Annotated in this window: 24 protein-coding genes and 1 tRNA gene; 5 read left to right on the forward strand and 20 right to left on the reverse strand. The window is 62.9% G+C overall.

What is annotated here, in order from left to right; genetic code table 11:
- Positions 1-1179 carry a glutamate 5-kinase gene (gene proB, locus NKI05_RS17320; RefSeq protein ID WP_023684120.1) on the reverse strand — a complete coding sequence of 393 codons (1179 nt, stop codon included), beginning with the start codon at positions 1177-1179 and terminating at the stop codon, positions 1-3.
- A 2-nt stretch (positions 1180-1181) separates the two neighbouring features.
- Positions 1182-2213 (reverse strand): GTPase ObgE, encoded by a 1032-nt coding sequence (gene obgE / locus NKI05_RS17325; RefSeq protein ID WP_023668691.1) that lies wholly within the window; start codon positions 2211-2213, stop codon positions 1182-1184.
- A 167-nt stretch (positions 2214-2380) separates the two neighbouring features.
- Here obgE and NKI05_RS17330 point away from each other — a divergent pair, with 167 nt between their 5' ends.
- Positions 2381-3244 (forward strand): endonuclease/exonuclease/phosphatase family protein, encoded by an 864-nt coding sequence (locus tag NKI05_RS17330; protein WP_023728671.1) that lies wholly within the window; start codon positions 2381-2383, stop codon positions 3242-3244.
- Here NKI05_RS17330 and NKI05_RS17335 read toward each other — a convergent pair.
- The 4 genes from NKI05_RS17335 to NKI05_RS17350 form a co-directional block, all read right to left on the reverse strand.
- Positions 3147-3740 carry a GNAT family N-acetyltransferase gene (locus NKI05_RS17335; protein WP_081727334.1) on the reverse strand — a complete coding sequence of 198 codons (594 nt, stop codon included), beginning with the start codon at positions 3738-3740 and terminating at the stop codon, positions 3147-3149. The two genes, NKI05_RS17330 and NKI05_RS17335, sit on opposite strands and share 98 nt — an antisense overlap.
- A 21-nt stretch (positions 3741-3761) precedes the next feature.
- Positions 3762-4349 carry a GNAT family N-acetyltransferase gene (locus NKI05_RS17340; RefSeq protein ID WP_023688901.1) on the reverse strand — a complete coding sequence of 196 codons (588 nt, stop codon included), beginning with the start codon at positions 4347-4349 and terminating at the stop codon, positions 3762-3764.
- Between the two features lie 131 nt (positions 4350-4480).
- Entirely contained in the window at positions 4481-4750 is a 270-nt protein-coding gene (rpmA, locus tag NKI05_RS17345) for a 50S ribosomal protein L27 (RefSeq protein ID WP_015315190.1), read from the reverse strand.
- 99 nt (positions 4751-4849) lie between these two features.
- Positions 4850-5557, reverse strand: a complete 708-nt coding sequence (locus NKI05_RS17350) for a 50S ribosomal protein L21 (protein ID WP_023700236.1) — start codon at positions 5555-5557, stop codon at positions 4850-4852.
- A 367-nt stretch (positions 5558-5924) separates the two neighbouring features.
- Between NKI05_RS17350 and NKI05_RS17355 the strand changes: the two genes are divergently transcribed.
- Positions 5925-6014: transfer RNA gene (locus NKI05_RS17355), tRNA-Ser, on the forward strand.
- Between the two features lie 141 nt (positions 6015-6155).
- Here the strand turns inward: NKI05_RS17355 and NKI05_RS17360 are convergent.
- On the reverse strand, positions 6156-8135 hold the full coding sequence (locus NKI05_RS17360) for a putative bifunctional diguanylate cyclase/phosphodiesterase (protein WP_023815258.1): 1980 nt from the start codon (positions 8133-8135) through the stop codon (positions 6156-6158).
- Positions 8136-8402: 267 nt separating this feature from the next.
- On the opposite strand from NKI05_RS17360, the gene NKI05_RS17365 reads away from it, so the two are divergent.
- The gene (locus NKI05_RS17365; RefSeq protein WP_023668687.1) at positions 8403-9449 is read left to right on the forward strand and encodes a class I SAM-dependent methyltransferase; all 1047 of its coding nucleotides are present in this window, start codon (positions 8403-8405) and stop codon (positions 9447-9449) included.
- Positions 9450-9725: 276 nt separating this feature from the next.
- Here the strand turns inward: NKI05_RS17365 and NKI05_RS17370 are convergent, their stop codons facing one another.
- On the reverse strand, positions 9726-10619 hold the full coding sequence (locus tag NKI05_RS17370) for an SDR family oxidoreductase (protein WP_023815259.1): 894 nt from the start codon (positions 10617-10619) through the stop codon (positions 9726-9728).
- Between the two features lie 126 nt (positions 10620-10745).
- Between NKI05_RS17370 and NKI05_RS17375 the strand changes: the two genes are divergently transcribed.
- Positions 10746-11684: an AraC family transcriptional regulator gene (locus NKI05_RS17375; RefSeq protein ID WP_023693170.1), complete on the forward strand. Its 939-nt coding sequence runs from the start codon at positions 10746-10748 to the stop codon at positions 11682-11684.
- A gap of 518 nt (positions 11685-12202) precedes the next feature.
- On the opposite strand, the gene NKI05_RS17380 is transcribed toward NKI05_RS17375, so the two are convergent.
- The 10 genes from NKI05_RS17380 to uxaC all read right to left on the reverse strand — a co-directional run bounded on the left by NKI05_RS17380 (position 12203) and on the right by uxaC (position 22181).
- Complete coding sequence (locus NKI05_RS17380) at positions 12203-12550, reverse strand: hypothetical protein (RefSeq protein ID WP_023815260.1); 348 nt, start codon at positions 12548-12550, stop codon at positions 12203-12205.
- Between the two features lie 396 nt (positions 12551-12946).
- Positions 12947-14785, reverse strand: a complete 1839-nt coding sequence (recQ, locus tag NKI05_RS17385; protein ID WP_023815261.1) for a DNA helicase RecQ — start codon at positions 14783-14785, stop codon at positions 12947-12949.
- Positions 14786-15049: 264 nt separating this feature from the next.
- Positions 15050-15388, reverse strand: coding sequence for a cupin domain-containing protein (locus NKI05_RS17390; RefSeq protein WP_023684110.1), 339 nt, complete (start codon positions 15386-15388; stop codon positions 15050-15052).
- 10 nt (positions 15389-15398) lie between these two features.
- Positions 15399-16166 (reverse strand): 2-dehydro-3-deoxy-D-gluconate 5-dehydrogenase KduD, encoded by a 768-nt coding sequence (kduD, locus tag NKI05_RS17395; RefSeq protein WP_023704936.1) that lies wholly within the window; start codon positions 16164-16166, stop codon positions 15399-15401.
- Complete coding sequence (kduI, locus tag NKI05_RS17400; RefSeq protein WP_023815262.1) at positions 16163-17020, reverse strand: 5-dehydro-4-deoxy-D-glucuronate isomerase; 858 nt, start codon at positions 17018-17020, stop codon at positions 16163-16165. The genes kduD and kduI overlap by 4 nt, the downstream gene beginning before the upstream one ends.
- Positions 17021-17040: 20 nt before the next feature.
- Entirely contained in the window at positions 17041-17817 is a 777-nt protein-coding gene (locus NKI05_RS17405) for a FadR/GntR family transcriptional regulator (protein ID WP_023684107.1), read from the reverse strand.
- 23 nt (positions 17818-17840) lie between these two features.
- Complete coding sequence (locus NKI05_RS17410; RefSeq protein ID WP_352792738.1) at positions 17841-19121, reverse strand: TRAP transporter large permease; 1281 nt, start codon at positions 19119-19121, stop codon at positions 17841-17843.
- Positions 19122-19685, reverse strand: a complete 564-nt coding sequence (locus NKI05_RS17415; RefSeq protein ID WP_023668678.1) for a TRAP transporter small permease — start codon at positions 19683-19685, stop codon at positions 19122-19124.
- Positions 19686-19755: 70 nt separating this feature from the next.
- Positions 19756-20733, reverse strand: a complete 978-nt coding sequence (locus NKI05_RS17420) for a TRAP transporter substrate-binding protein (protein WP_023684104.1) — start codon at positions 20731-20733, stop codon at positions 19756-19758.
- A 38-nt stretch (positions 20734-20771) separates the two neighbouring features.
- Positions 20772-22181, reverse strand: coding sequence for a glucuronate isomerase (uxaC, locus tag NKI05_RS17425; protein ID WP_031205309.1), 1410 nt, complete (start codon positions 22179-22181; stop codon positions 20772-20774).
- A gap of 175 nt (positions 22182-22356) precedes the next feature.
- On the opposite strand from uxaC, the gene NKI05_RS17430 reads away from it, so the two are divergent.
- Positions 22357-23865, forward strand: a complete 1509-nt coding sequence (locus tag NKI05_RS17430) for a mannitol dehydrogenase family protein (protein WP_023815264.1) — start codon at positions 22357-22359, stop codon at positions 23863-23865.
- 28 nt (positions 23866-23893) lie between these two features.
- Here the strand turns inward: NKI05_RS17430 and lepB are convergent, their stop codons facing one another.
- Positions 23894-24640, reverse strand: coding sequence for a signal peptidase I (gene lepB, locus NKI05_RS17435; protein WP_032892998.1), 747 nt, complete (start codon positions 24638-24640; stop codon positions 23894-23896).
- 525 nt (positions 24641-25165) lie between these two features.
- Entirely contained in the window at positions 25166-25573 is a 408-nt protein-coding gene (locus tag NKI05_RS17440) for a F0F1 ATP synthase subunit epsilon (RefSeq protein WP_023668674.1), read from the reverse strand.
- Positions 25574-25612: the final 39 nt, after the last annotated feature.

The raw sequence follows: 25612 nt of genomic DNA on the forward strand, positions 1-25612 counted from the left end.
TCATCCTCCGCTTACCTCGCCCCCGGCCCATACCTGGCCGGCAGCCCGTATCTGGTCACCCGGATCGCTCACCACCAGATCGTCGCGGTGGATCATCGCCGAGCGCGCCTCGTAGCCGAGCACGGTTTCGATCTCGGCGGTCTTCAGGCCTGCGATCCTTACGGCATCGGCGGCATCATAGGCAACCAGCCCGCGCGCGATCTCGCGCCCTTCCGGCGACAGGATGGCCACCGTGTCGCCGCGCGAGAAATTGCCGCTGACCAGCCTGACGCCGGCCGGCAGCAGCGATTTGCCGGACAGCAGCGCACCGATGGCGCCGGCGTCGACGGTGAGCCGCCCGGCCGGTTCGAGCTGGCCGGCGATCCAGGTCTTGTAGCCTTTCACCGGATTGGCGCTCGGCCTGAAGAAGGTGGCGCGCTCGCCACGCTCGATCGCCATCAGTGGCGACAGCCTGGTGCCCGAGGTGATGATCATGGCGGTGCCGGCGGCGGTGGCGATCTTGCCGGCATCGAGCTTGGTGCGCATGCCGCCGCGCGACAGTTCGGATGCGGCCGCCCCCGCCATCGCCTCGATATCGGGCGTGATGCGGTCGACCACCGGAATGAATTTTGCATCGGGATCGCGCGCCGGCGGCGCCGTATAGAGCCCGTCAATGTCGGAGAGCAGCACCAGCAGGTCGGCGCCCATCATGGTCGCCACGCGTGCCGCCAGCCGGTCATTGTCGCCATAGCGGATTTCGGAGGTCGCCACCGTGTCGTTCTCATTGATGACCGGCACCGCCTTCATCTTGAGCAGCGTCGAGATCGTTGCGCGGGCATTCAGATAGCGTCGGCGCTCCTCGGTGTCGCCGAGCGTCAGCAGGATCTGGCCCGATTTCAGCGCACCCTTGCCCAGCGCATCCGACCATGCGCCGGCGAGCGCAATTTGCCCGACGGCGGCCGCCGCCTGGCTCTCCTCGAGCTTCAGCGCCCGTTTTCCGAGACCGAGAATGGTGCGGCCGAGCGCAATGGCGCCGGACGACACGACCAGGATCTCGGCGCCGCCATTGGCCAGCACCGCAATATCCTCGGCAAGCGAAGCCAGCCAGTCGCGCTTCAGGCCGCTGGTGCGGTCGACCAGCAAGGCCGAACCGATCTTGACCGTGATGCGCCGGTATTTTGTCAGCGACTGCGCCGTCATCGCTATCGGTCCCAGCGGGTCTCGACGGGAGCGGCAGCCCTGTCGCGCGCTTCGCCGACAACCGCCATCAGCGCGCGCAGCACCGCTTCGACGCCCTCGCCGGTGGCCGCCGACAGCAGCATCGGCGCGCGGCCGGCAGCGCGTTTGAGGGACGCAACCTTCTTCTTGCGCTCATCGGCGTCAAGGATATCCACCTGGCTGAGCGCGACGATTTCGACCTTCTCGATCAGCCCATTGCCATAGGCGTCGAGCTCGGCGCGCACGGTCTTGTAGGCTTTGCCCGGGTTTTCCTCCTGCGCCGAGACCAGGTGTAGAAGTACACGCGTGCGCTCGACATGGCCGAGGAAGCGGTCGCCGATGCCGACACCCTCATGCGCGCCCTCGATGAGGCCCGGAATGTCGGCGATGACGAATTCGCGCGCATCGATGCGGGCAACGCCGAGGCCGGGATGCAGCGTGGTGAAGGGGTAGTCTGCGATCTTCGGCTTGGCCGCGGTGACGGTTGCCAGAAAAGTCGACTTGCCTGCATTGGGCAGCCCGACCAGGCCGGCGTCGGCAATCAGCTTCAGCCGCAGCCAGACATTCATCTCTTCGCCGGGCTGGCCGGGATTGGCGCGGCGAGGCGCCTGGTTGGTCGAGGTCTTGAAATGCTGGTTGCCGAAACCGCCATTGCCGCCCTTGGCCAGCAAGAAGCGCTGGCCGACCACGGTCAGGTCGCAGATCAGCGTCTCATTGTCCTCGGCAAACACCTGGGTTCCGGCCGGCACCTTGAGCGTCACATCAGCGCCCTTGGCGCCGGTCATGTTGCGGCCCATACCGTGGACACCGGTCTTGGCCTTGAAGTGCTGCTGGTAGCGATAGTCGATCAGCGTGTTCAGCCCATTGACCGCTTCCAGCCAGACATCGCCGCCGCGGCCACCGTCGCCGCCATCCGGGCCGCCGAACTCGATGAATTTTTCGCGCCGGAACGACACAGAGCCGGCGCCACCGTCGCCGGAGCGGATATAAACCTTGGCTTGATCGAGAAATTTCATTGGACTACGCAGTTTCTGTTGGCCTTGCGGCTTTGCTTTAGATCTTGCGCCTTGCTCTAAACCAAGGCGCGGCCAAGGGCGAGGCCGTTTTGCGACTAAAGCGCCGGATGCCCTTTTGCCGGGGACGCGGTAGCAGTGTTCGCGGACGGAGCTTGAGGGGCGCGGGAATGAAGGTTGTAAGCTACAACATCCAGTACGGTATCGGTCTGGATGGCCGCTACGATCTCGGCCGCATCACCGCGGCGGTTCGCGGCGCCGACGTGATCGCGCTGCAGGAAGTGACCCGCAACAATCCGAGGAACGGCAACCGCGACATGGTCGCCGAGATCGGCGAGGCGCTGCCCGAATATTTTGCCGCCTACGGCAGCAATTTCGAGGTCAATGTCGGCTCGCGCCTAGAGGCCGGCCGCGCCATCACCACCACTTTCCAGCTCGGCAACATGGTGCTGTCGAAGACGCCGATCCATCTGTCGCGCAATCTGCTTTTGCCGCGCAGCCGCAGCCTTGAGGCGATGAACTTCCAGCGCGGCGCACTCGAGGCGCTGGTCGAGACCCCGCTCGGCTTCATCCGCTTCTATTCCACGCATCTTGACCATCGCAGTCCGGTTGAGCGCGCCAGCCAGATCCGGTTCCTGCGCCAGCGCCTGTTGAACTATGCCTTCGAGGGCGGCGGTCTCTCCGGCATTCCCGAGATCGGCCTGCCGGACCTGCCCTATCCCGAAGCCTTCATAGTCATGGGCGACTTCAACATGCTGCCCGGCTCGCCCGAATATGTCGAACTCGTCGGCCGCCCGGACCATGAATTCGGCATGCCGCTGACCGCCGATCTCGCCGTCGACGTCGCCCAGCGCCTGAACACACCAGACGTCGTCACCTGGGTCGATCCCACGCGACCCGAAGACACAAGCCGCCACAAACGCATCGACTACATCTTCACCTCGGCCTCGCTCGCCGGATCGCTGAAGCGCCTGTGGGTCGACCGTGAAGCGGTCGGCTCGGACCATCTCCCGATTTGGGTCGAGATGGGCTGACCGGCGATTGTTCATCTGCCGGCGTTTTTGCGACCGCGTCACGCTGCACACCCTCGGTGACAAACCCGACCTTGTAGTAGAGGGAGATGGCGCGGGCATTGTCGGAATGCACGGAAAGCTCGATGCGGACGAAGCCGATGTTGCGTGCTTCCGTCAAGGCGGCATTGATAAGCCGCAGTCCCAGACCACGTCCTCGATAGTCCGGCACAATTCCCATTCCAAGGGTGCCGCGATGAGCATGTATCTGCCGGTCATGCCGTGAGATATCGCACCAACCGACAACCTCGCCACGAACAACCGCCACGAACCCTGGGTCGCCTCTCCCGATGCGGTCCACTATGAATGTTCGGGTTTGATCGAGCGGCGGCGCTTCCAGGAAAGACAGGTACTTCCGCTCACGCGCAACGATGTCGAGCGCCTGGTGAAAACTCTCGACATCGCGCGGCGTCATCGGCGCAATCGTGACTGCTTCGATATGGTTGCTATAATCGGCCATCGGCTTGATCGGAACAAACCATCAGAAGTGGACCCAGTTGCGCAGGCTGATCCAGGTCTTTCTGTCCAGCCGGTACCGCTCGACCGGCACCTGGCCGGCGACGATCGAGTTCAGCATGCCCTGGCCGGCATACTGGAAGCCGCATTTGTGGATGACCCGGCGCGAGGCCGGATTGATCACCCGCGTCGAAGCCTGCAGCACCTGGATCGACGTCCGTTGGAAGGCGAGGTCGACCAACGCGTGCGCGGCCTCCGTCGCATAGCCGCGCTTCCAATAGGGCTCGCCGATCCAGTAGCCGAGTTCCAGCCCGCGATCGGTCATGTTGAGGCCGGCGCAGCCGACGAAAATGTCGGTGCCGGCGAGCGTCAGGGCGTAGGCGATGCCGGCCCGGCGCGACCGGGTCATGGCCAGGAAGGCGCGTGCCTCGGCCTCGCCATAGGGGTGCGGCATGCGGGCCAGCATCTCGGCGACATGACGGTTGTCGGCAAGCTCGACCAGTTGCGCGATGTCGGCTTCACACGGGGCGCGCATCACCAGCCGCTCCGTGGCCAGCACCGGGCAATCTATCGCGTAACTTTCGTCTTCGGTGTCTTCCGCTTCGGCAACCATTCGACGTCCTCCAGGCAAGAAAAAGGGGAGATGGAAAACCCATCTCCCCTGATCCTTTTCCTGGCTCCATTCACTGGTTTGGCCAGACACCGGTTCCCGAGATGGGCGCCGGTTTTATAGTGCGGAACCGGCTACTCCGCGGCTTTGGTAATCGGGTTGACCGATACGTAGGTTCGGCCGTTGGCTTTTTTGTTGAAGGTGACTGCGCCGGTCTCGAGCGCAAAAAGGGTGTGGTCCGTGCCCATGCCGACATTGACGCCGGGATGCCAGGTGGTGCCGCGTTGACGGATGATGATGTTGCCCGGGATGACGGCTTCGCCGCCGAACTTCTTCACGCCCAGACGCTTGGAATGCGAGTCGCGACCGTTGCGCGACGAGCCGCCAGCTTTCTTGTGTGCCATCTAACTAACTCCGATGCGCCCTGGGGCGCTTGAATGGTCTTATGAACGCGTTCGCGTTCCGTTTCAAGTCCGATCCGGCGACCTTGTCGCCGGTTCGTTTTACTTCTTCGCCAGTTCCTTGGCCTGCTCGCGCCAGTCGTTGATCTGGTCGGTGCTGAAGGGCATGTGCGCGTCGATCTTGGCCACGTCCTTGTCCGACAGCTTGGCAAGCTGGGCGAAGGTGGTGATGCCCTGCTCGTGCAGCTGGCCGGCGGCAACCGGGCCGATGCCCTTGATCACGGCCAAATCGTCCGGCTCGCCCTTCGGCGCCTTGAACAGCGGCGCGGCGACGGCGGTCTCCGTCTTGGCTTCATCCTTCGGAGCAGCCTCGGCTTTGGCTTCCTTCTTCGCCTTGGCTTCCTTCGGCGCGGCCTCGGCCTTCGCCTCGGGCGCTACGTCAGCCTTGACTTCCTTGGCTTCCACCTTGGCTGCGGCCTTCTTGGAAGGCTTGGCGCCACCCAGCAGGATCTCGGCGATCCGCACGGTGGTCAGAAGCTGGCGGTGGCCGATCTTGCGGCGCGAATTCTGCCGGCGGCGCTTCTTGAAAGCGATGACGGTGCGGTTCTTGCCCTGCTCGACGACTTCCGCCGTGACCAGAGCGCCATCGACGAACGGGGCGCCGAAGGTGACATTTTCGCCTTCGCCATGGGCGAGGACGCTGCCGATTTCGACGATATCGCCGACATTGGCTTCGAGCTTCTCGATCTTCAGGAGATCGTTGGCGGCAACGCGATACTGCTTACCGCCCGTTTTAATGACTGCGAACATTTTTTGCCTTTCGCTGTTCGGTCGGCCTCGATGAGCCGCGTCACGCGGTTCGGCCGTCTTTTTGTCAGTCTGCGGGTTCGAAAAACAAGCGGCGTGGAAGAACCCTCCACGCCGATTGCGCGCTTCCCCTAACCGAAGGTTCGGTACGAGTCAAGGCAAACGGGCGGAATCCTTGGCCACGCCGCCTCCTTGCCGCCCCCGATCTCTCCGGTCGAGACCGGTTGGCCTATCTGCCGACGTGGCCGCGGCGCAGCCCTCCAGACAGAGCCCGCACAGGAAGCTGAATTCCCCCGCGGATTTGGCCTTGTAACCTGCCCGCCCAGCCGTTATCTAGTGCGCCGCGCCGGCAACGGCCGACCATGACCGCGGAGAGGTGGCAGAGTGGTCGAATGCACCGCACTCGAAATGCGGCATGGGTGCAAGCCCATCGGGGGTTCGAATCCCTCCCTCTCCGCCACCCTACGCCCTGCGGGCTTCGGGTGGCAGGCCACCCGGAACCGCATCTGGGCGTAGGAGTGTCGCCCGAAGCTACGAAGTAGCGTAGGGGGGACCGGAACGAAGCAGGATGCCCTCCGAAGCTCCAGCGTAGAGGCTGCCGCTAGGCAACAAGGCCTTGCCTTATTTGGTTAACCTCTTCGATCGGGACTGGATGCCCGGTGAGGAAGCCCTGCATCAAATTTACCCCCAGGCGCTGCAGCAATATGTACTGCTCCTCCGTTTCGACGCCCTCGGCGAGCACGACATGGCCGAGGTTGCGAAGCAGCCCGACCATGTCCCGCAACAGGCTCAAGCCGCGAGACGTCTGGCAATCGTGGAGGAAGCTGCGATCGATCTTGACCACGTCGAATTTGAAGCGGCGGAGCCATGTCAAGCCGGCAAATCCCGTTCCGAAGTCGTCCAGCCAGATCTGAACGCCGAGTTTTCGCAACCGCTCCACGTTTCTTACCGCTTGCGCCTCCAGAAAGATGTCACTGCCTTCGGTGATTTCGATGGCCAGTTTCTGGGGCGCAAGGCCGTGCCTGCCAAGAATCTCGGTGATCCGGAGTGAAAAGTTGGGAGCCTTGAGCTGAAGAACGGAGACGTTCACCGTCACGACCGAGCCCAATCCGTATTCCGCCATGTCACCGCAGGCTCGATCGATCAGCCACGTACCCAGTTCCACGATCGCTCCGGTCTGCTCGGCAACGGGTATGAATACGGACGGACTGATCATGGTGCCGTCGAAGTCGCATACCCGCATCAGACTCTCGTGGCCCAGCACGCGTCCCGACGCCAGCTCGCGAATTGGCTGGTAGGCGACAGAAACGAGCTGGTTGGAAACTGCCACCTTCAGCAGTTCTGAAAGATTTTCGCCGGAGCGATCCTGGCTGGTGGCATGCGGGTCGTAAATCGTGAACGTAGCCCGACCGGCAAACTTGGACGCGTAGAGCGCGCGGTCAGCTTCCTGCAGCAGGATTCTAAGCTCTATGCTCTGATCGGCGCGCGTCAACGACGCCCCGGCACTGATCGTTACGATGTTGAGCTTGTCGCCCCGATCAGGGTGGTAGATATCCAAATCCTCTACAGCGCGACAGAATTTCTTCGTTATCTCATGAAGGTGAGCCCGCCCGGTGACCTTACAGAGAATGACGAATTCTTCTCCGCCATAGCGGGCCGCGATGGCGTTGTTGGCAGCCGCCATCTCGGAGAGGACATGGGCGAGTTTGATCAGGCAATCGTCGCCGGCCTGATGACCAAGTCCGTCATTGAACCTTTTGAAGTAGTCGACGTCGATCAGAATGAGCCCTATCTCGTCGTCGTCCGCGGCCCAGTCTTCGCGCAGCTCCGAGAATTCTCGAATGATCGCCCTGCGGTTCTTCATTCCCGTGAGCGGATCGGTGTCGGCGATTTCGGTTAGCTTTTGCCCCTTCTTGATAGCAGCCTGCTCCTGGAATTGTGCCCGAAGCGCGTGCAGGAAGGTCTGGTAACGCTCCAGGCTCAGCCGCCACGAAAGATAAAGCGACAAGACGAGGCAGTTCACGAAATAGGCCGACAGCACGATGCGGCCGGCGATGTCGGCCTGAAGGGAGAACATCGCGGCGTACACAAAGCTTGCGGCGACCGTCGCGGAGGCAAGGGCTGAAAGCCAAAAACGGAAGTTGAAGAACAGATTCGCACCCAGGATGAACACTGTGCCAAAAACCATGAAATGGGAGAGGGCATCCTGATGCTCTGTTCCAACAGCGGAGACGAGCCACCCAAGGGCACCGGAGACAATCGCCAGCGCTGCTACAAGGTGCAAGGTGGCAAGGGCAAAGCCCCGTCGGGCGACAAATTCGACAAGCGCCAGGGAAGTGATCCCTAGCGTAACGCGCGTCAAAACAAGCCGGCCGGCGACATCCGGAAAGAGAAACCAATCGAAAAGGCCATAGGCCACATAGCTGAATACAGCAGCCGCAATACCCCATCGCACAAGACTGCGATTCTCATCGGCATCCTTCTGCAGGAACAGTGCCAGCAGTTCCGGATCGGCGGAATGCCACCGCGGACGTCCAATCGCTGCCGCCACCTTCTGGGCAACGTCCTCGCTCAGTTGCATCGCAACGCTCCTCCGCGATCTGCAGTAGCGAATGCAACAGCCGACGTCGCCTGCGGTCGGGGAATGAAGACGCCCCTGTCCGCAGGAAAAGTCAGATGTCGCTAACCGAGGGTAAACGGGCCGTTCGGATTTAGCCAGTTTGCAGGATTGATGGCCGTTCCGTCGATTAAAATTTTACTAAAATTTTATTAAAATTGTTAGCATTGGTTGGCTGCGCACCTATGCTGCTGGCCGGGGACCGGGGCGGTAAACCGGAGAGTAAACGGCATGCCTATCAAGCCAAAACTGCAGCTCGACCAATACAGCCTGGTCACCACCAGGCTGATGAAGAAACATGTTGCGACCTCCGAAGAGGCGGCTGACTCCGACGAGTTGAGGGACAGCACGGCCCAGCTCGCCCTGATACTGGACCTTGCTCATCAAGCCTTTGCGCGAAACAAACCGGCCGCCCCCGTCGTCCATCGTTTGGCGGGGCGACTCCACAAGCTCCGCCGGCAGGTTGCTCCCGCGGTCTGGCAGAAACTCGTTCCTTTGGCTCAGCAGCATCGGGTCGCGGAATATTTGCTCCAAGACCCGTTCACGCGGTGGTCGGTCGAAAAACCGCGCGGGTATTCAGGCGATGCAGGCCTGCTGGATATTTACTACAAGCATCCGATCGCCGACGAGATCGTGGCCTCGTCGACCTTACTTGGTCGGCAAATTTATGCGTACACCAGTGAAGCTGCCAGTTCGGTGGCGGGGCGCGAGCGGCGGGATATTCTGGCCAGGACCGTGGACGAGACGGCCAGCAGTGTGGAAAAGGCTGAGGTGCTGGCGATTGCCTGCGGCCACCTCAGGGAAGCCGAACGCTCCGATGCGTTGGCCAGGCATAAACTGCAACGTTGGATCGGCCTGGATCAGGACCCCGTCAGCGTAGCCACGGTGAACCACGACTTTGCCGGCACGGCAGTCGAGGCAGTCCAGGGTTCCGTACGCGGCATCCTGCGCCGCGCCTACGCCCTTGGCACATTCGATCTCGTCTACGCATCGGGGCTTTACGATTACCTGCCGCGTGCCATCGGCGTCCGCCTGCTTCAAAGAGCCATGGAACTCGTCAAGCCCGGTGGCGAATTCCTGTTTGCCAATTTCAGCGACGAGATAACGACGGATGGTTACATGGAGACTTTCATGGATTGGCCGCTCATCCTACGTTCGGCCGACGATATGTGGGACATCATCAATGCCGCCCTCGGCGGGAGTCCTTTCGACGCGAAAGTCTACTATGGCTCGAACCGGAATATCGTTTACGGCAAGGTGAGGAAGGGCGATCTCTAACTAGGCGCGGGAATCGCGCGCGCATCCCCGTAACAAGGTAGGTCTGCCATGACGAGGCCATGCCTTCGCCGGCTTTCCGGCGACGGGCGAGCAGGTCGTCCGGGCTGCGGGCGGCCTACGCCGTGTTCGTTCTGCTTGCCGCCATACAGATGTGGCGGCGGTTCCAGCAGCACGACGGTGCTGCCCGCTCGGCGGGCTGCGTCTGGCCGTTTTGCTGGCACTGCCGCTGATCGCCAGGCTGTCGGTCGTGCAATGCAACGCGACTGGCCGGCCTGATCAGGCCTCGAAATAGCGGGCACGATCGAGATCGGCGATGAGCCCCGGCCCGGTCGGCTGCCATCCCAGCGCAGTGCGGGTCTGCTCACTTGACGCCGACAAGTCCCTGCCGATGAAATGCCCGAGAAAGCCGAAATGCGCAGCCGCGTCCTCGGGGCCTATGGAAACGACCGGCAGGCCGAGCCGGCGGCCGATGATCTCGGCGATCTCTTTGCTCGCCACGCCCTGTTCGGCAACCGCATGATAGCTGACGCCGCCCGCCCCCTTCTCCAGCGCCAGCCTGTACAGGGTGGCGGCGTCGAACCGGTGCACCGCCGCCCAGCGATTTGCGCCGTCGCCAACATAGGCCGAGACGCCCTTTTCACGCGCAATGGCAATCAGCATCGGCACGAAACCGTGATCGCCCTCGCCATGGACCGTCGGCGCCAGCCGCACCGTCGATGCGCGCACCCCGCGCGCTGCGAACGCCACGGCCGTTGCCTCCGAAGCGCGCGGCATGGAGGCCGACGGCGGCGCGGGTTTGTCGTCTTCGGTTGCCGGCCTTCCCTGCGCAAAACCGGCGAGGCCGGAGGTGACAAGCAGCGGCCGCTCGGAACCCTCGAGCGCCGCGCCGAGCGTTTCGATGGCGCGCTGGTCAACTGCGCAACTGGCGGCGAATCTCGAAAAGTCGTGGTTGAAGGCCGTGTGGATGACGCCATCCGATTGGGCAGCGCCGCTGCGCAGGCTGTCGAAATCCTCGATATCGCCGCGATGCACCTCGGCACCCGCTGCCACGATCGACTTCGCACCTGCTCCCGACCGTGCGAGGCCAAGCACCTGATGGCCCGCCCCGAGCAATTCCCGCACAACCGCCGAACCGACAAAACCGGTGGCGCCCGTAACGAACACACGCATGATCATTTCTCCTTGGTTTTTGTCGAACGCCGTAAAGGCAGCCCGTTGCGAAGGAGATAGAAGTTTGAGATCATACGATCTATACTGTAAAATCCGAGATATCTTCGCAATCGTCCGAGAACGCTCATGGATCCGCTGTCAGACGTGCTGTCGCTACTGAAGCCGCGCAATTACCTGTCGGCTGGGCTGGAAACCGGTGGCGACTGGGCGATCCAGTTTCCTGACCAGCAGGCCGCCATCAAATGCGGCGCCGTGGTGTCCGGCCGGTGCTGGCTGTCGGTCGAGGGCGTCCCTGACGCGGTGCGGCTGGACGTGGGCGACTGCTTCCTGTTGCCGCGCGGCCGGCCTTTCCGCCTTGCCAGCGATCTCGGCCTGCCGACGGTCGATGCGCGAACGATCTTTTCACCGGCGCGGACCGGCGGCATCACCGTCCATAATGGCGGCGGCGATTTCCTCCTGGTCAGCAGTCGCTTCACGCTGTCCGGCGACCATGCCGGCATCCTCTTGCGGATGCTGCCGCCCATCGTCCACATCCGCGGCGAGAGCGACCATTCGGCGCTTCGCTGGCCGGTGGAGCGGATGATGCAGGAATTGCGCCAGCGGCGTCCCGGCGGCTTTCTCATCGTCGAGCACCTCGCCCACATGATCCTGATCGAGGCCTTGCGCCTGCATATGACCGCGCAAGGCAATGTCGGCTGGCTGTTCGCACTTACCGACAGGCAGATCGGCGCGGCGATCGGCGCCATGCACGAGGACCCGGCGCATGGCTGGACATTGCAGCAACTGGCGGAGCGCGCGGGCATGTCGCGATCGACTTTTGCGCTCAGATTCAAGCAGACGGTCGGGGCCTCACCCCTGGATTATCTGACGCGCTGGCGCATGATGCTGGCCGGCGACAGGCTGATGCATTCCGGCGATCCGGTTTCCGTCATCGCGCTGGCGCTCGGCTACGAATCCGAAAGCGCCTTCAGCACGGCATTCAAGCGCGTCATGGGCTGTTCGCCGCGGCAGTACAGCCGCCGGGAGCCGGACCTGACTGCGCAGGCCGAACGCGAAGCCGCCTGAGGCGGCGATCCGATCGCCTTGATCACCTTGCCCTTAAAGGCTGAAGCGCCCGTCCACACTGCGCGAGTCGAGTTGTAGCGGGCGAGCCAGAGCGGACAATTGCCGAAGCCGCTCGGATTTCCCAGCGCGCTTCGACCGCTGCGGCCCTTCTGCTCAGATCGATCCCTTGCTTGCTCCATGGCATGCGCTTGACAATCGACTGATTCGCAACCCTTCGGGAATATAAGTATTTCAGTTAACTTAGGGATAATCGGCAGCAGGAACTAGATTTCAGACGCTCAATTGGCACGAGCAAAATCGCGTTTTTCATGCTTTCAGAATGACTTGCTCGCGTGCTGGCGGTTAACCGGCACCAACTTCTCCGATTTCCTTGCCTCTACGGCTGGGTAGCGCAATAGGGTTAATTGCGCGATTGCTAATATGCCTATATCTTAGGCGGCGCGGGGGGCCTCATATCTTCCCGCAGTGGCCGGTGCGGTGAAGCCCCACAAGCATGCCCAACCTGCACCGGCCATTCCCTATGGCTGGGTATGGTGTTCCCGCTCGGCAATCTTTTCCAAGAGCTTCCGTGAAGCCTCTAGGACGCGTCGCGTTTCGGCGATGGTCGATTGCAGGGAGTCCAGTTGGCTCTCCGCTCGGAGCTGGCTACGGCGGGCGCTTTCAATGAACTGGTGGTCAGGTTCCCACCGGTCTTTCATCGGGCTTAGCCTCTCTACAGACGAACGAACTTTGTCGAGAAGCAGGCGTATCCGCTGGCCCTCAGCATAGGACAGCGCAAACGGTTCAATCACGAATGATCGGGTAATTTCCTGGTCTTCCTTGGCCACAGGAACGGACCATTCGCCGCCGGCTTCGACCACTTCCACGCAAGGCAATGCTTTGCGGATTGGACCCACGTTTCCACCACAGCCTCTATACGAAAAGCAATGGTAACCTCGAGTTTTATACTCCCGTCGAAAGCGGGTTTTCAACAACAAAGATGGTCTGAATCATACCATTCGGGTCAGGGATAGCGGCTGCCAACGTAGCGTCTCCAAGGCCGAGAAAACCGCCATCCGCGCGCAACAGCGGGTTTCCATAGTCACGGCTACATCCGAAGAATCGACCGCATAGATTCAGGAATGTGTGTTGTCGTCACGGTTCCATACAATTTGGAAGGCCATTCCCCTACGGCAGGGTAGCGCCAAAATGAAAGGATAAGCGGGCGGGCAAGTTGAAGGCGTACTGATGCCGGATCGGGCTTTGGTCCAGCAAAACCCCTTTCAGCCTGGCGTCTCGGAAAGGTGCGCGGCAATGGCGCTGACAAAAATCGCGCCGAACTCCTTGAGCTTGGCCGCACCTACGCCGTTGACCCCGGCAAAATCGTCGAGGTCTTGCGGACGACGCTCGGCCATGTCGATCAGTGTACGATCCGAAAACACCACATAGGCCGGCACCTGGCGTTCCTTGGCCAGACGCAGCCGCAGCGTCTTCAGCGTCGCGAGCAGCGACGCATCTACATTTTCGCTCTGGGGGCTCTGCCCGGCACGAGCCGCGCGGCGCGCGGCGCGCGTGCGCATCTCGACCCGATACTGGAACGGCACCTCGCCCCGGCCGAGTGCGTGGCCCTTGTCCGCGATGGCCAACCCGCCATGGCCGGCCGGGTCCGGCATCAGGAAACCGTTCGCGACCAGCTGGCGAATCATAGATTGCCAAAAATCCTTCTTGTGCGCGGCGCCATTGCCGAAGGCTGCCAGCCTGTGATGCCCCCTTGCCGCGATCTTTTCAGTCTCGTGGCCGATCAGGATGTCGATGACATGGCCGGCGCCGAAGCGCTCGCCGCTCTGCGCCACCGCCGCCAGGATGAGGCGCGCCTCGGCGGTGCCGTCGGCGCGCGGCGCCTGTTCCAGGCAATTGTCGCAATTGCCGCAAGGGACCGCCTCTTCACCGAAATAACCGAGCAGCACCTGGCGGCGGCACTCGGCCGTCTCGCAATAGCCGATCAGCGTATCGAGCCGGCCATGCGAGCGGCGCTTGTGTTCGACAGCGGCGTCCTCGTCGTCGATGAACATGCGGCGCATGCGGATGTCGCCAAGGCCGTAAAGCATATGCGCCTCCGCCGCCCGGCCGTCGCGACCGGCGCGGCCGATTTCCTGGTAATAGGCTTCGAGGCTGCCCGGCAGGTCGGTGTGGAAGACATAGGCGACATCAGGCTTGTCGATCCCCATGCCGAAGGCGATGGTCGCCACCATGACGACGCCCGACAGGGTCATGAAGGCGTTCTGGTTGGCATCACGCGCCTCCTTGCTCATCCCGGCGTGATAGGCGAGCGCGGTCACGCCGTTCTTTTCGAGGAATGCCGCCATCTCTTCGGTCTTCTTGCGCGACAGGCAGTAGACGATGCCGCTGCGCCCCTGATGGCGCTCGATGAAGTTGAGCAACTGCCGCTTGCTGTCCTGCTTGGGCTCGATGGCAAGCTTGATGTTGGGCCGGTCGAAGCCAAGCACCTGCGTTTCGACACGCCCGCCAAACAGCCGTCTCTCGATGTCTGCCCGCGTCGTCTCGTCCGCCGTCGCCGTCACCGCAATGATCGGTACGTCGGGAAAGATGCCACGCAGCTGCGACAGGTCTTCATATTCGCGCCGGAACGCCGGCCCCCACTGCGAAATGCAATGCGCCTCGTCGATGGCGATCAGGCTGACATCGAGCCTGGCAAGCGCATCCAGCATCCGCTCGGTCATCAGCCGTTCCGGCGCGAGGTAGAGCAGCCGCGTCTGGCCCGACGCGACGCGGCGCCATGCCGCGACATTGGCATCACGGTCGATCGAGGAATTGATCGTATCGGCGGCGACGCCGGCGAGGCGCAGTGCCGCGACCTGATCCTGCATCAGCGCCACCAGCGGCGAAACGACAATGGTCAGCCCACCCTTGACCAGCGCCGGAACCTGGTAGCACAGCGATTTGCCGGCACCCGTTGGCATGACGGCCAGCACATGGCGGCCGCCAAGCAGCGCCTCCATCACCGCGGCCTGTCCGGGACGGAAATCGTCGAAGCCGAACACGTCCTTGAGGACGCGCCGTTTGGGATCGTGCGTCGGCACGCTTGTCGTCGATATCTGCATCACTGATGTTTTTGCGATCGGCCGCCCGAAGCAGCGGCGTGGCCAGAACGATTAGCGCAGCCCCTGCGTGACCACAACAAGCAGCAGCAACACCCCACCGGCGATCGACCTGATTGGCATCGTTAAACCTATCTTCACCATGTTGCGGCACCGTCCAACCCTGCGGCGATGTTTCGAGTACCGCTGCGCCACGAGCGCACAGGCAACAGCCCGCGCCTCCCCAGGAGGCGCGGGTTTCCTGTTTCTTGAATTGCCGAAAAAGGTTCAGGCCAGGAAATCGGCGCGGTGCGGGGTAAAGCTGTCGACCAGGCGCCCGGCCTCCAGCGCCTTGACGCCGTGCACCAGATTGGACGGCACGATGAAGCTGCCGCCGGTCTCGATGGTCGCGGTGCGGCCGTCGATGGTCACCTCGAAGCGACCTTCGGCGACATAGCTGGCCTGGACATGCGGGTGCGAATGCAGTGCGCCGACGCCGCCCTTGTCGAAGCCGAACTCGACCATCATCAGCTCATCGGTGGAGACGAGAACGCGGCGTCTGTTGCCGTCCGGCGTCGGCGTCCAGGCGCTCTCGCCGGGCTGTGCGAAAATCTTGGCTTCAATCATGACCATCTCCTCATCGCGCCAGCCAGCCGCCGTCCACGGGAACCACCGCGCCATGCATATAGTCGGACGCTGGCGCCAGCAGGAACACGGCGGCATCGCCTATGTCTTCCGGCCCGCCCCAACGTCCCGCCGGAATGCGCGCCAGGATGGCAGCACTGCGGTCGGGATCGGCGCGCAACGCCTCGGTGTTGTTGGTTTCGATATAGCCGGGCGCAATGGCGTTGACGTTGATGCCTTTTGCCGCCCATTCGCAGGCAAGCAGCCGGGTTATGCCGAGCGCGCCATGTTTCGACGCGGTATAGGACGCGACGCGGATGCCGCCCTGGAAACTCAGCACCGAGGCGATGTTGACGATCTTGCCGCGCCGCCTCGGGTCGGTCAGCACGCGCCTGGCAAAACCCTGGCTGAGAAAGAACAGCGTCTTCAGATTGACGTCGACGACGTCGTCCCAGTCGGTTTCCGAGAAATCGACCGCATCGGCGCGGCGGATGATGCCGGCATTGTTGACCAGCCCGTCGATCGGGCCGGTCTTCTCCCACACCTGGTCGAGCATGGCCTTGGCGGCAACATGATCGGCGAGATCGCACCGCACAGTCTCGAACTGGCCGCCGGCTTCCGCGACTTGTCTTTCCGTGTCGTCCATCGCCGAGCGGCCGACACCGATGACGGTGCCGCCGGCGCGCGCGATCGAGACCGCGATGCCCTGGCCGATGCCGGTGTTTGCGCCGGTGACCAGGACGCGCTTGCCGGCCAGGCTGAAGGAGGAAGGGCCGCTCAACGCAGTTCGCCCAGCGGCACCGGGTCGACATCGGTGTAGTCGACATTGTCGCCGGCCATCGCCCAGATGAAGGAATAATTCGAGGTGCCTGCCCCTGAATGGATCGACCAGCCGGGCGACAGCACTGCCTCCTCATTGGCCATGACGATGTGGCGGGTTTCGTCCGGCTCGCCCATGAAATGGAAGACGCGCGCCGTCTCCGGCAGGTCGAAATAGAGATAGGCCTCCATGCGCCGGTCATGCACATGGCAAGGCATGGTGTTCCACACCGAGCCCGGCGCCAGCTGCGTCATGCCGACGACCAGCTGGCAGGTCTTGACGCCATCGGCATGGATGAACTGGAAGATCGAGCGCTCATTGCAGGTTTCCTTGCTGCCGAGGTCGAGCCGCTTGGCGTCGCCGATGCGGATCAGCCGGTTCGGATAGGCGTGATGCGCCGGGGCGCTGAGCAGATAGAATTTGGCCGGCGCTGCCTTGTCGGCCGACGCGAACGCCACGTCGGTGCTGCCCATGCCTAGATAGAGCATGTCGCGCGCCTGCAACTGGTGGGTGTCGCCATCTGCCGTCACCGAGCCGGCGCTGCCGATGTTGACGATGATCAGCTCGCGGCGGTCGAGAAAATTCCTGGTCCCCGTTGGCTTGATCGCTTCCAGCGGCAGCGCTGTCCCTTCCGGCACGGCGCCGCCGACGATCATGCGGTCATAATGGGCATAGGTCAGGCTGACGCGTCCCGGCTGGAACAGGTCGTCAATATGGAAGTTGTGCCGCAGTTCGTCGGTGCCCATAGAAGCCGCGGCAACCGGGTCGATGGCGAAACGCGAGGTGAAATCGGTATGCGGGTGACTTTGAGACATTACTGCTCCGGCTGAAATGGTTATTCGGATGCCGTCGCCCTGACCGAGTCGGCATAAAAGACCTGGCGGGCGTGCAGGCGCTCGCGGTAGCGCTGCTGGCTGGCGGTGAGATGGGTGCGCATCGCCTCGCGCGCGGCTTCGGCGTCGCCTGACGTGATCGCATTCAGGATCACCAGATGCTCGCGCTGCAGCCCGCGCTGATAGCTGTCGGATTGCACAAGTTCCGTCGACCAGGGCGAGGTCACGTCGCAGGGAATGGCGCGGCGTCCGAGCACATCGAGCATCTCGACATAGAACGGGTTGTTGGTGGCGCTGGCGATTGCCCGGTGGAAGGCGAGATCGGCCGGACCGGTCGGCTCGCTGTTGAGAAGCAGCCGTTCGAATTCGAAGAACGCTTCCTGGATCGCTGCTTCCTGCGCGGCGTTGCGGCGAATGGCGGCGAGCCCGGCCGATTCGATTTCGACGGCCAGGCGCACTTCGAGCACATTGAGCGCGATGGAATCCTTGCTGCCCATGTCGGCGGCGAGCGCGCCGAACATCGTTGAGATGTGCTCGGTGACGAACACGCCTGCGCCCTGGCGCGCCTCGACCAGCCCGTCGGCGGCGAGCTTGGCCAGCGCTTCGCGGATGACGGTGCGGCTGACGCCGAAGGTCTCGGTCAGCTGGCCCTCGGTCGGCAATTTGTGGCCGGGCAGGATCTCGCCCGCCTGCAACTGCTTGCGGATCGCCGCAACGACGGTCTCCGACAGTTTGGGTTTTCTCTCGACCCTGAGATCAACAGCGCTATCCGATGCCATATCGCACCCCTGTTTGAAGACGCCTATTTGAACACGCTCGGCAACCGGAGCGAAATCGCCGGAATATAGGTCACCAGCCCCAGAACCACGATGCCCGCGCCATAGAACGGCCAGATCGAGCGCATCGCTTCCCAGACCGTAATCTTGCCGACGGCACAGGCGACGAACTGCACCGTGCCGACCGGTGGCGTGTTGAGGCCAATGCCGAGATTGAGGATGGTGATGACGCCGAAATGCACGGGGTCGACGCCGTAATGGGTGACCAGCGGCAGGAAGATCGGCGTGCAGATGATGATCATCGGCCCCATGTCCATGAAGGTGCCGAGCAGCAGCATCAAGACGTTGAGCAGAAGCAGCACCACCAGCGGATCGGTGGAGATGGCGTTCATGCCTGCGATCAGCAACACCGGCACTTTGAGATAGGCCATCAGCCAGCTGAACGAGGCCGCCGTGCCGATGATCAGCAGCACCATTGAGGTCGTGCGCACCGCGCCCTTTGTGGCATGGACGAAATCGCCCCAGGCCATCGACCGGTAGACGAAGACGGTGACCAGCAAAGCGTAGATGATGGCGATGCAGGAGCTTTCCGTCGCCGTGAAAATGCCCGAGCGAACGCCGCCGAAGATGATCCCGATGAGCAGAAGTCCGGGGATGGCGATGACCGCCAGCTGGCCGACACGCGAGAAGCCGGGAAAAGCCTCGACCGGGTAGCCGCGGCTGCGGGCGACGAAATAGGCGGTGACCATCAGCGAAGCGGCGAACAGCAGACCCGGCAGGATACCGGCGGTGAACAGGTCGGCGATCGAAATCTTGCCGCCGCCGGCGATCGAATAGATGATCATGTTCTGCGACGGCGGCAGAAGCAGCGCGATCAGCGCCGCCATCGAGGTGACGTTGACGGCATAGTCGGCTCCGTAGCCGCGCGCTTTCATCTGCGGGATCATCAGCCCGCCGACGGCAGCGGCTTCCGCCACCGCCGAGCCGGAAATGCCGCCGAACAACGTCGCGGCGATGATGTTGACCTGACCGAGCCCACCGCGGACATGACCGACCAGCGAGCCGGCAAAGGAAACGATGCGCTGCGCGATGCCGCCGCGCACCATCAGGTCGCCGGCAAAGATGAAGAACGGGATCGCCATCAGCGAGAACGCCGACATGCCCGACTTCAATTGCTGGAACACCACCAGGGGCGGCAGGCCGAGATAAAGCACGGTGGCGAAGGACGCCGCACCCAGGCAAAAGGCGATCGGCGTGCCGGCAAACATCAAAAGCGTGAAGACGCCAAACAGGATCCAGAGTTCCATCTAGGCCTCCTGCACGGCCGGCATTTCCGGCACTTCTTCGAGATTGATATCCTTGTCGATGTCGGCGCCGGACCAGCGCAGCGCGATGCGTTCGGCCGAGAACAGGCAGATCAGAAAGCCGCCGGCAACCAGCGGCAGATAGTCGAAACCGCCGGGAAGTTCGAGCGCCGGGATGACAGTGTGCCAGGTCAGCCCGACCAGCTTGCAGCCGTACCAGACCATGCCGAAGCCGAAGCCGAACGCGATCAGGTCGGACAGGGTGCGCAGCGCCCATTTGCTGCCCTTGGGCAGGATATAGAGCAGCACGTCGAAGCCCATATGGTAATTCTCGCGCACGCCGACGGCAGCGCCCAGGAAGATGAACCAGTTCATCAGCATGATGGCGGTGACTTCGGTCCAGCTCGGTGACGCGTTGAGCACGAAGCGGGAAAACACCTGGTAGGCAACAAGCGCGGTCATGGCGACCATCCCGATGCCCGCGAGATAGAGCGCACCGTCGCAAATCTTCGAAAGCACCGCGCTGAAGCGCGGTGGCGCTCCGCTCCTGGCCGTTCCCGCAGTCATCCGATCCTCCCGGTCTTTCCGTCCCCTAAAAGCGATTGGCGGGGCGGCGCCATGCCGCCCCGCCAGAAAATCACTTGGTCGCCTGGATGCGCGTCGCGAGGTCCTTGAGCTCCGGCGTCTTCAGATACTTGTCGTAGACCGGCTTCATCGCATCGATCAGCGGCTGCTTGTCGATCTCGCTGACCTTGACGCCGGCCTTCTCGACGATCTCTCGCGACTTCTTCTCCTGCGCGTCCCACAATTCGCGCATCTTGACGACGCTATCCTTGGCCGCCTGCTTGACGATCGCCTGGTCTTCCGGCGTCAGTCTGTCCCAGCTCGATTTCGACATCACCAGCACTTCCGGCACGATCTGGTGCTGGTCGACGGTATAGTGCTTGGCGACTTCGTAGTGCTTGGCGGATTCGAAGCTGGGCCAGTTGTTCTCGGCGCCGTCGATGACGCCGGTTTCGAGCGCCGAATAGACCTCGCCATAGGCCATCGGCGTGGCGTTTGCGCCAAGCGCGTTGACCATGTCGACGAACACGTCGGACTGGATGACGCGGAACTTCATGCCTTTCAGATCGGCGATCGAGGTGATGTCCTTCTTGGTGTTGTAGAAGGAACGGGCGCCGGAATCGTAGAAGGCAAGGCCGACCAGATCATGCGTCTCGAAGGCCTTGAGGATCTCGTCGCCGATCGGCCCGTCCATGACATGGCGCATGTGCTCGACCGAACGGAACATGTAGGGCAGCGACGGCACCGCGGTTTCCGGCACGATGCCGTTGAACGGACCCATCGAGACGCGGTTCAGATCGATGACACCGGTCTGCGTCTGCTCGATCGTGTCTTTTTCCTCGCCGAGCTGCGCCGAATGATAGACCTCGACCGAATAGCGGCCGGCGGTGCGCTCCTTGATGAGCTCGCCGAGATATTTGACCGCCTCGACGGTCGGATACCCGTCCGGATGGGTGTCGGCCGAGCGCAGTACGGTCTGGGCGCCGGCAACGCCGATCATCAGCGAGCCGAAGGCGAATGTGGCTGCCATCAGTTTTGAAAAATGCAACATGACTGTCTTCCTCCCTTTTAAAATTCCACGCGCCCGGCTCACAGCCGGTACGCCTTCTTGGCAAGCGTGTAGGCAAGCTCCCGCGCCAGCTCATGCGCCTCGTCCTCACGCAGCCGGTGCTCGGCGACGAGACGGGCGAGAAAGGCGCAGTCAACCCGGCGCGCCACATCGTGACGGGCGGGAATCGACGGAAAGGCACGGGTGTCGTCGTTGAAGCCGACGGTGTTGTAGAAGCCGGCGGTCTCGGTGGTCATCTCGCGGAACCGGCGCATGCCTTCCGGACTGTCGTGGAACCACCAGGCCGGCCCGAGCTTCAACGCCGGATAGACGCCGGCCAGCGGCGCCAGTTCGCGCGCGTAGCTGGTCTCGTCGAGCGTGAACAGGATGATGGAGAGGTCGCGCTCCAGCCCGACGCAGTCGAGCAAGGGTTTGAGCGCCGCGGCATAGTCGGTGCGGGTCGGAATATCGAAGCCTTTGTCGCGGCCGAATTTTTGGAAAACACCAGGCGAGTGGTTGCGCCAGGAGCCGGGATGGATCTGCATGACCAGCCCGTCGTCGCGGCTCATCTTGGCCATTTCGGTCAGCATCTGGGCGCGAAACAGCTTGCGCTCGCGCTCGTCGTCCGAGCCGCGGCGGATGCGGTTGAACAGCTCTTCCGCCGCCGCATCGGAAAGATTGGCGGTCTCGGCCGTCGGATGGCCGTGGTCCGACGAGGTTGCGCCGAAGCTTTTGAAGAAGGCGCGGCGCTGGCGATGCGCGTCGAGATAGCCGGCCCATGTGCCGGTGTCGCAGCCGGCGATCTCGCCCAGGCGATCGAGATTGGCAGAAAATCCTTCGAAGTCGGGATCGACGACGGCATCCGGCCTGTAGGCAGTGACGACGCGGCCCTGCCAGCCGCTGTCGCGGATCGTCTTGTGCCATTGGAGATCGTCGAGTGCGCCCTCGGTCGTCGCGATGACCTCGATGTTGAAGCGCTCGAACAGCGCGCGTGGGCGATAATCGTCGCGCTGCAAAAGCGCCGCGATGGTGTCGTAATGGCGGCTAGCGGTGCTGGCGTTGAGCGGCTCTTCGATGCCGAACAGATGCTCGAGCACATGGTCGAGCCACAACCGCGTCGGCGTGCCGCGGAAGAGGTAATAGTGCTCGGCGAAGCGCCGCCAGATCGCCCTGGGATCGGTCTCGACCGGCGAGCCGTCGAGGGTCGGGACGCCGAGATCTTCCAGCCGCACGCCCTGGCTGAACAGCATACGGAAAATGTAGTGGTCGGGCACCACCAGCAATTGCGCGGGATCGGGGAATGGCTCGTTGAGCGCATACCAACGCGGATCGGTGTGGCCGTGCGGGCTGATGATCGGCAGGTCCTTGATGCCGGCATGGAGATCGCGCGCGATCGACAGCGCGCGCCCTTCGGCGGCAAAAAGCAGATCCGGATCGGTCATTCCCGCCACGTCGTTCCTCCCAGGGGCGATATCGGTAGGATTGGAAAGAAATAATGTCAACATACAAAAACTGGATTGTTGTATGATGACTTTTAACCGGCGTCAGGTCATTGTGCGGCGGAAGAGCGGATGTTACGCCGCTAGCAGATCCCGCCCCGCACACCATCCAGCGACAAGCCGCGCCATGACCAGCAGACGCCTTTCCAACGCAACAGTGCAATCCTTGCCGGCCTCGGTCGCGGTCCCCCCCTATGATCGCGCCAGTGTCGCCCCAGGCATCGTCCATCTCGGCGTTGGAGCCTTCCACCGTGCCCATCAGGCCGCCTATGTCGATGACTGCCTAGCGGCCGGCGAGACCGGCTGGGGCATTGTCGGCGTCTCGCTGCGCAGCCCCGACACGCGCGATGCGCTGACGCCACAGGACGGGCTCTACACGCTGGCGGTGCGCGGCAGCGATGGCGAAGCGCTGCACATTATCGGCTCGATCCAGTCGATGCTGGTCGCGCCGGAAGACCCCGGCGCGGTGCTGGCCGCGCTGACCGACCCGCGCACCCGCATCGTCACCCTGACCATCACCGAAAAGGCCTATCTCAGGGCCGCCGACGGCAGCCTCGACGAAAACCATCCCGATATCGTCCACGATCTGGGCAATCCCGGATCTCCCAGGACAGCGCATGGATTCCTGGCGGAAGCGCTGGTGCGACGCCGGGCCGCCGGCACGCCGCCCTTCACCGTGCTTTGCTGCGACAACCTGCCGGCCAATGGCGCCACGCTGCACCGGCTGCTGGTCGGGTTTGCAAAACTGCGCGATGCCGGCGCTGCTGCTTCAGGCGACGCTGCCCTCGCCGGTCATATAGCCGATGACGTTGCATTCCCATCGAGCATGGTCGACCGCATCGTGCCGGCAACCACCGATGCCGACCGGGCGCGCATCGCGGTCGAACTCGGCCTCGAGGACGCCTGGCCGGTGATGACCGAACCGTTCCGGCAATGGGTGATCGAAAACAGGTTTCCAGCCGGCCGCCCGGCCTGGGAGAAATTCGGCGTCACCATGGTCGAGGATGTCCGGCCATTCGAGGACATGAAGCTTCGGCTGCTCAACGGCGCCCATTCGGGCATCGCCTATATCGGCCTGCTCAGCGGCCACGTCACCGTCGACCGCGCCTTCGCGGATCCCGCGATCCGCGCGTTCGTCGACCGGCTCTGGGCCGAGGCCATCCCGACATTGCCTGGGGATGCCGGGCTCGACACGTCAGCCTATACGGCCGAACTTGCCGAACGTTTCTCCAACACCGCGCTGGCCCACCGCACCGCGCAGATCGCCAATGACGGCAGCCAGAAATTGCCGCAGCGCATTGTCGCTACCGCCATCGAGTGCATCCAGGCCGGCCTGGTCCCGGAGCATCTGACGCTGGTGATCGCCGCCTGGATCGCCGCCTGCGAGGCGCGCGGCAAGGACCTGCCGGAAGCCCACTTTACCGATCCGCTCGACGCGCCGCTGGCGGCGCTCGACGAACGACGGATGCTGGAACGAGTAGCGGCGGTGTTCGACTGGGCCGGCTTCGCCAGCGGCAAGCCCGAGCGGCAGACGCTGATCGAACTGGTCGCCGCTCATCGCGAGCATATCCTGCAAGGCGGGATCGTGCTTGCGCTCTCAGCGCTCGGCATACCGGAGCCGACAAACGTAGGCTGAAGCTGGTCCGGAACCGCCCATTTCAAGCCTATTGTCCCGCCGGAGCGTCCAGCCTCTGCCGCGACGAATACTCCGTGCCTTGCGAATTCCAGAACAGTCGCACTGCCTTACCGACCAGGTTTTCGGCAGGAACGAAGCCGACACTGAGCCGGCTATCGGAGGAATTATCCCTGTTGTCGCCAAGCACGAAATAGTGGCCTTCGGGCACGTCGAACACCCGCGTGTTGTCGGTTATTGAATTGTCCGTAAGACTGATGACGGAATAGGAAACGCCGTTGGGGAGGGTTTCACGTTGCAGTCTGGCGCTTTGGGGAGAGTCCTCGGAGCTGTACGGACCAACATCCTCGAGTTTGACCGCCACACCATTGATGCGAAGGATTCCGTCGACCATCTGGATTTTGTCGCCCGGCAGTCCAACGACCCGCTTGACGTAGTCGATGCTCGGATCCGCTGGAAATTTGAACACCACAATATCTCCGCGCTTCGGCTCGGCGGCAAAGATCCGGCCTTCGAAGGGCAGCAGCCCAAGAGGAACACTGTAGCGGCTGTAACCATAGGCAAACTTCGAGACGAAGAAATAGTCGCCGAGTTCCAGCGTTGGTGTCATGCTGCCTGCCGGGGTCGAAAACGGCTGGAAGAGGAATGTGCGGATCGCTAACGCGGCTCCGTAGGAGGTCAGCACGGCCAACAGCAGCACCGAAAGGCCGTGTGAATACCACCGGTTCGGTCTGTATCGTGACGCGAAAGGCACGACGAGCGCTACCCACAGGACCATGAGACCTAAACTGGAGAGATCCACCAGCCAGGCGAGATCGACCCCCGGCAGAACCGGGAATCCCACATATGTCAGCGCAATGCTTATGGCGCTGATCACCACCAGGCTGGCAACCGCCGGCCGGCCGGCGCCGATCCAAAGGAACCCGCCGAACGGACCGCCAAAGGCCGCGATCAGCGCCGTCGTCCACCGGGATCGCGAGGCCGCTTCCGGTTGCGTTGTCTGTTCCGTCATCGGCCACCCCAAATCGATAGACAGCCGGACTGTCGAACAACCAGAAAGCAGGGGCAAGCCCCGATCCGACTGTACCGCCGCAGCCAAATCGCGGTTCCGCCGGCGCCATCGCCTAATACAAGCTCATCTCGCCCTGACTGGCAGCCGGCATGCCGCCACCCGATCTGATCATGCTGGCTGCCCGCCCTGAAATCCCGCCAAGGCCCTGCGCCTATGCGAGACGATCCAGGATGGCGGCCGCAACAAAAAAGCCGGGCTGAGCCCGGCCTTTTCTTCAAGTCATTCTGCGGCTTACGCCGGCAGCAGCGCGCCTTCGAGCGTGGTAAGCTGGCTAAGGAACTGCTCCGCCTTGCTGCGGCTCTGGTCGTCCTTGGCGTCGGCGGCGTCTTCCTTGGCTTCCTGGATGCGGCGGGCGAGATCGGCGCGGTCGATATCGCCGACGGCGACCGCCGATTCGGCGAGCAGCGTGCAGCCGGCAGGGACGATGTCGGCAAAGCCGCCGAACACCACATAGCGTTCTTCCTTGCCGCCGGCGGTCTTCAGCGTGACGACGCCCGGCTTGATCGTGGTCATGACTGGCGCATGGTGCGCCATGACTGTCATTTCACCTTCGGCGCCTGGAATGACGACGGACTCGACCTGCTCGGAAACCAGGAGGCGCTCCGGCGAGACCAGTTCGAACTTGAAAGCTTCAGCCATGTCAATTTAGTGAGTAGGGAATAGTGAGTAGGGAGTAGG

The organism is Mesorhizobium sp. M0771 (genome assembly GCF_040320155.1).
Classification (GTDB): Bacteria; Pseudomonadota; Alphaproteobacteria; order Rhizobiales; family Rhizobiaceae; genus Mesorhizobium.

Excerpts from the sequence above, each read along its gene's own strand:
- NKI05_RS17390 (WP_023684110.1), bottom strand. The coding sequence starts at position 15,388 with ATGATTGAAGCCAAGATTTTCGCACAGCCCGGCGAGAGCGCCTGGACG.
- rpmA (WP_015315190.1), bottom strand. The coding sequence starts at position 4,750 with ATGGCACACAAGAAAGCTGGCGGCTCGTCGCGCAACGGTCGCGACTCG.
- NKI05_RS17430 (WP_023815264.1), top strand. The coding sequence starts at position 22,357 with ATGACCAGCAGACGCCTTTCCAACGCAACAGTGCAATCCTTGCCGGCC.
- NKI05_RS17375 (WP_023693170.1), top strand. The coding sequence starts at position 10,746 with ATGGATCCGCTGTCAGACGTGCTGTCGCTACTGAAGCCGCGCAATTAC.
- recQ (WP_023815261.1), bottom strand. The coding sequence starts at position 14,785 with ATGCAGATATCGACGACAAGCGTGCCGACGCACGATCCCAAACGGCGC.
- NKI05_RS17365 (WP_023668687.1), top strand. The coding sequence starts at position 8,403 with ATGCCTATCAAGCCAAAACTGCAGCTCGACCAATACAGCCTGGTCACC.
- NKI05_RS17410 (WP_352792738.1), bottom strand. The coding sequence starts at position 19,121 with ATGGAACTCTGGATCCTGTTTGGCGTCTTCACGCTTTTGATGTTTGCC.
- proB (WP_023684120.1), bottom strand. The coding sequence starts at position 1,179 with ATGACGGCGCAGTCGCTGACAAAATACCGGCGCATCACGGTCAAGATC.
- obgE (WP_023668691.1), bottom strand. The coding sequence starts at position 2,213 with ATGAAATTTCTCGATCAAGCCAAGGTTTATATCCGCTCCGGCGACGGT.
- kduI (WP_023815262.1), bottom strand. The coding sequence starts at position 17,020 with ATGTCTCAAAGTCACCCGCATACCGATTTCACCTCGCGTTTCGCCATC.
- NKI05_RS17370 (WP_023815259.1), bottom strand. The coding sequence starts at position 10,619 with ATGCGTGTGTTCGTTACGGGCGCCACCGGTTTTGTCGGTTCGGCGGTT.
- NKI05_RS17335 (WP_081727334.1), bottom strand. The coding sequence starts at position 3,740 with ATGGCCGATTATAGCAACCATATCGAAGCAGTCACGATTGCGCCGATG.
- NKI05_RS17330 (WP_023728671.1), top strand. The coding sequence starts at position 2,381 with ATGAAGGTTGTAAGCTACAACATCCAGTACGGTATCGGTCTGGATGGC.
- NKI05_RS17420 (WP_023684104.1), bottom strand. The coding sequence starts at position 20,733 with ATGTTGCATTTTTCAAAACTGATGGCAGCCACATTCGCCTTCGGCTCG.
- NKI05_RS17350 (WP_023700236.1), bottom strand. The coding sequence starts at position 5,557 with ATGTTCGCAGTCATTAAAACGGGCGGTAAGCAGTATCGCGTTGCCGCC.
- NKI05_RS17340 (WP_023688901.1), bottom strand. The coding sequence starts at position 4,349 with ATGGTTGCCGAAGCGGAAGACACCGAAGACGAAAGTTACGCGATAGAT.
- NKI05_RS17360 (WP_023815258.1), bottom strand. The coding sequence starts at position 8,135 with ATGCAACTGAGCGAGGACGTTGCCCAGAAGGTGGCGGCAGCGATTGGA.
- NKI05_RS17405 (WP_023684107.1), bottom strand. The coding sequence starts at position 17,817 with ATGGCATCGGATAGCGCTGTTGATCTCAGGGTCGAGAGAAAACCCAAA.
- lepB (WP_032892998.1), bottom strand. The coding sequence starts at position 24,640 with ATGGTCCTGTGGGTAGCGCTCGTCGTGCCTTTCGCGTCACGATACAGA.
- NKI05_RS17415 (WP_023668678.1), bottom strand. The coding sequence starts at position 19,685 with ATGACTGCGGGAACGGCCAGGAGCGGAGCGCCACCGCGCTTCAGCGCG.
- NKI05_RS17440 (WP_023668674.1), bottom strand. The coding sequence starts at position 25,573 with ATGGCTGAAGCTTTCAAGTTCGAACTGGTCTCGCCGGAGCGCCTCCTG.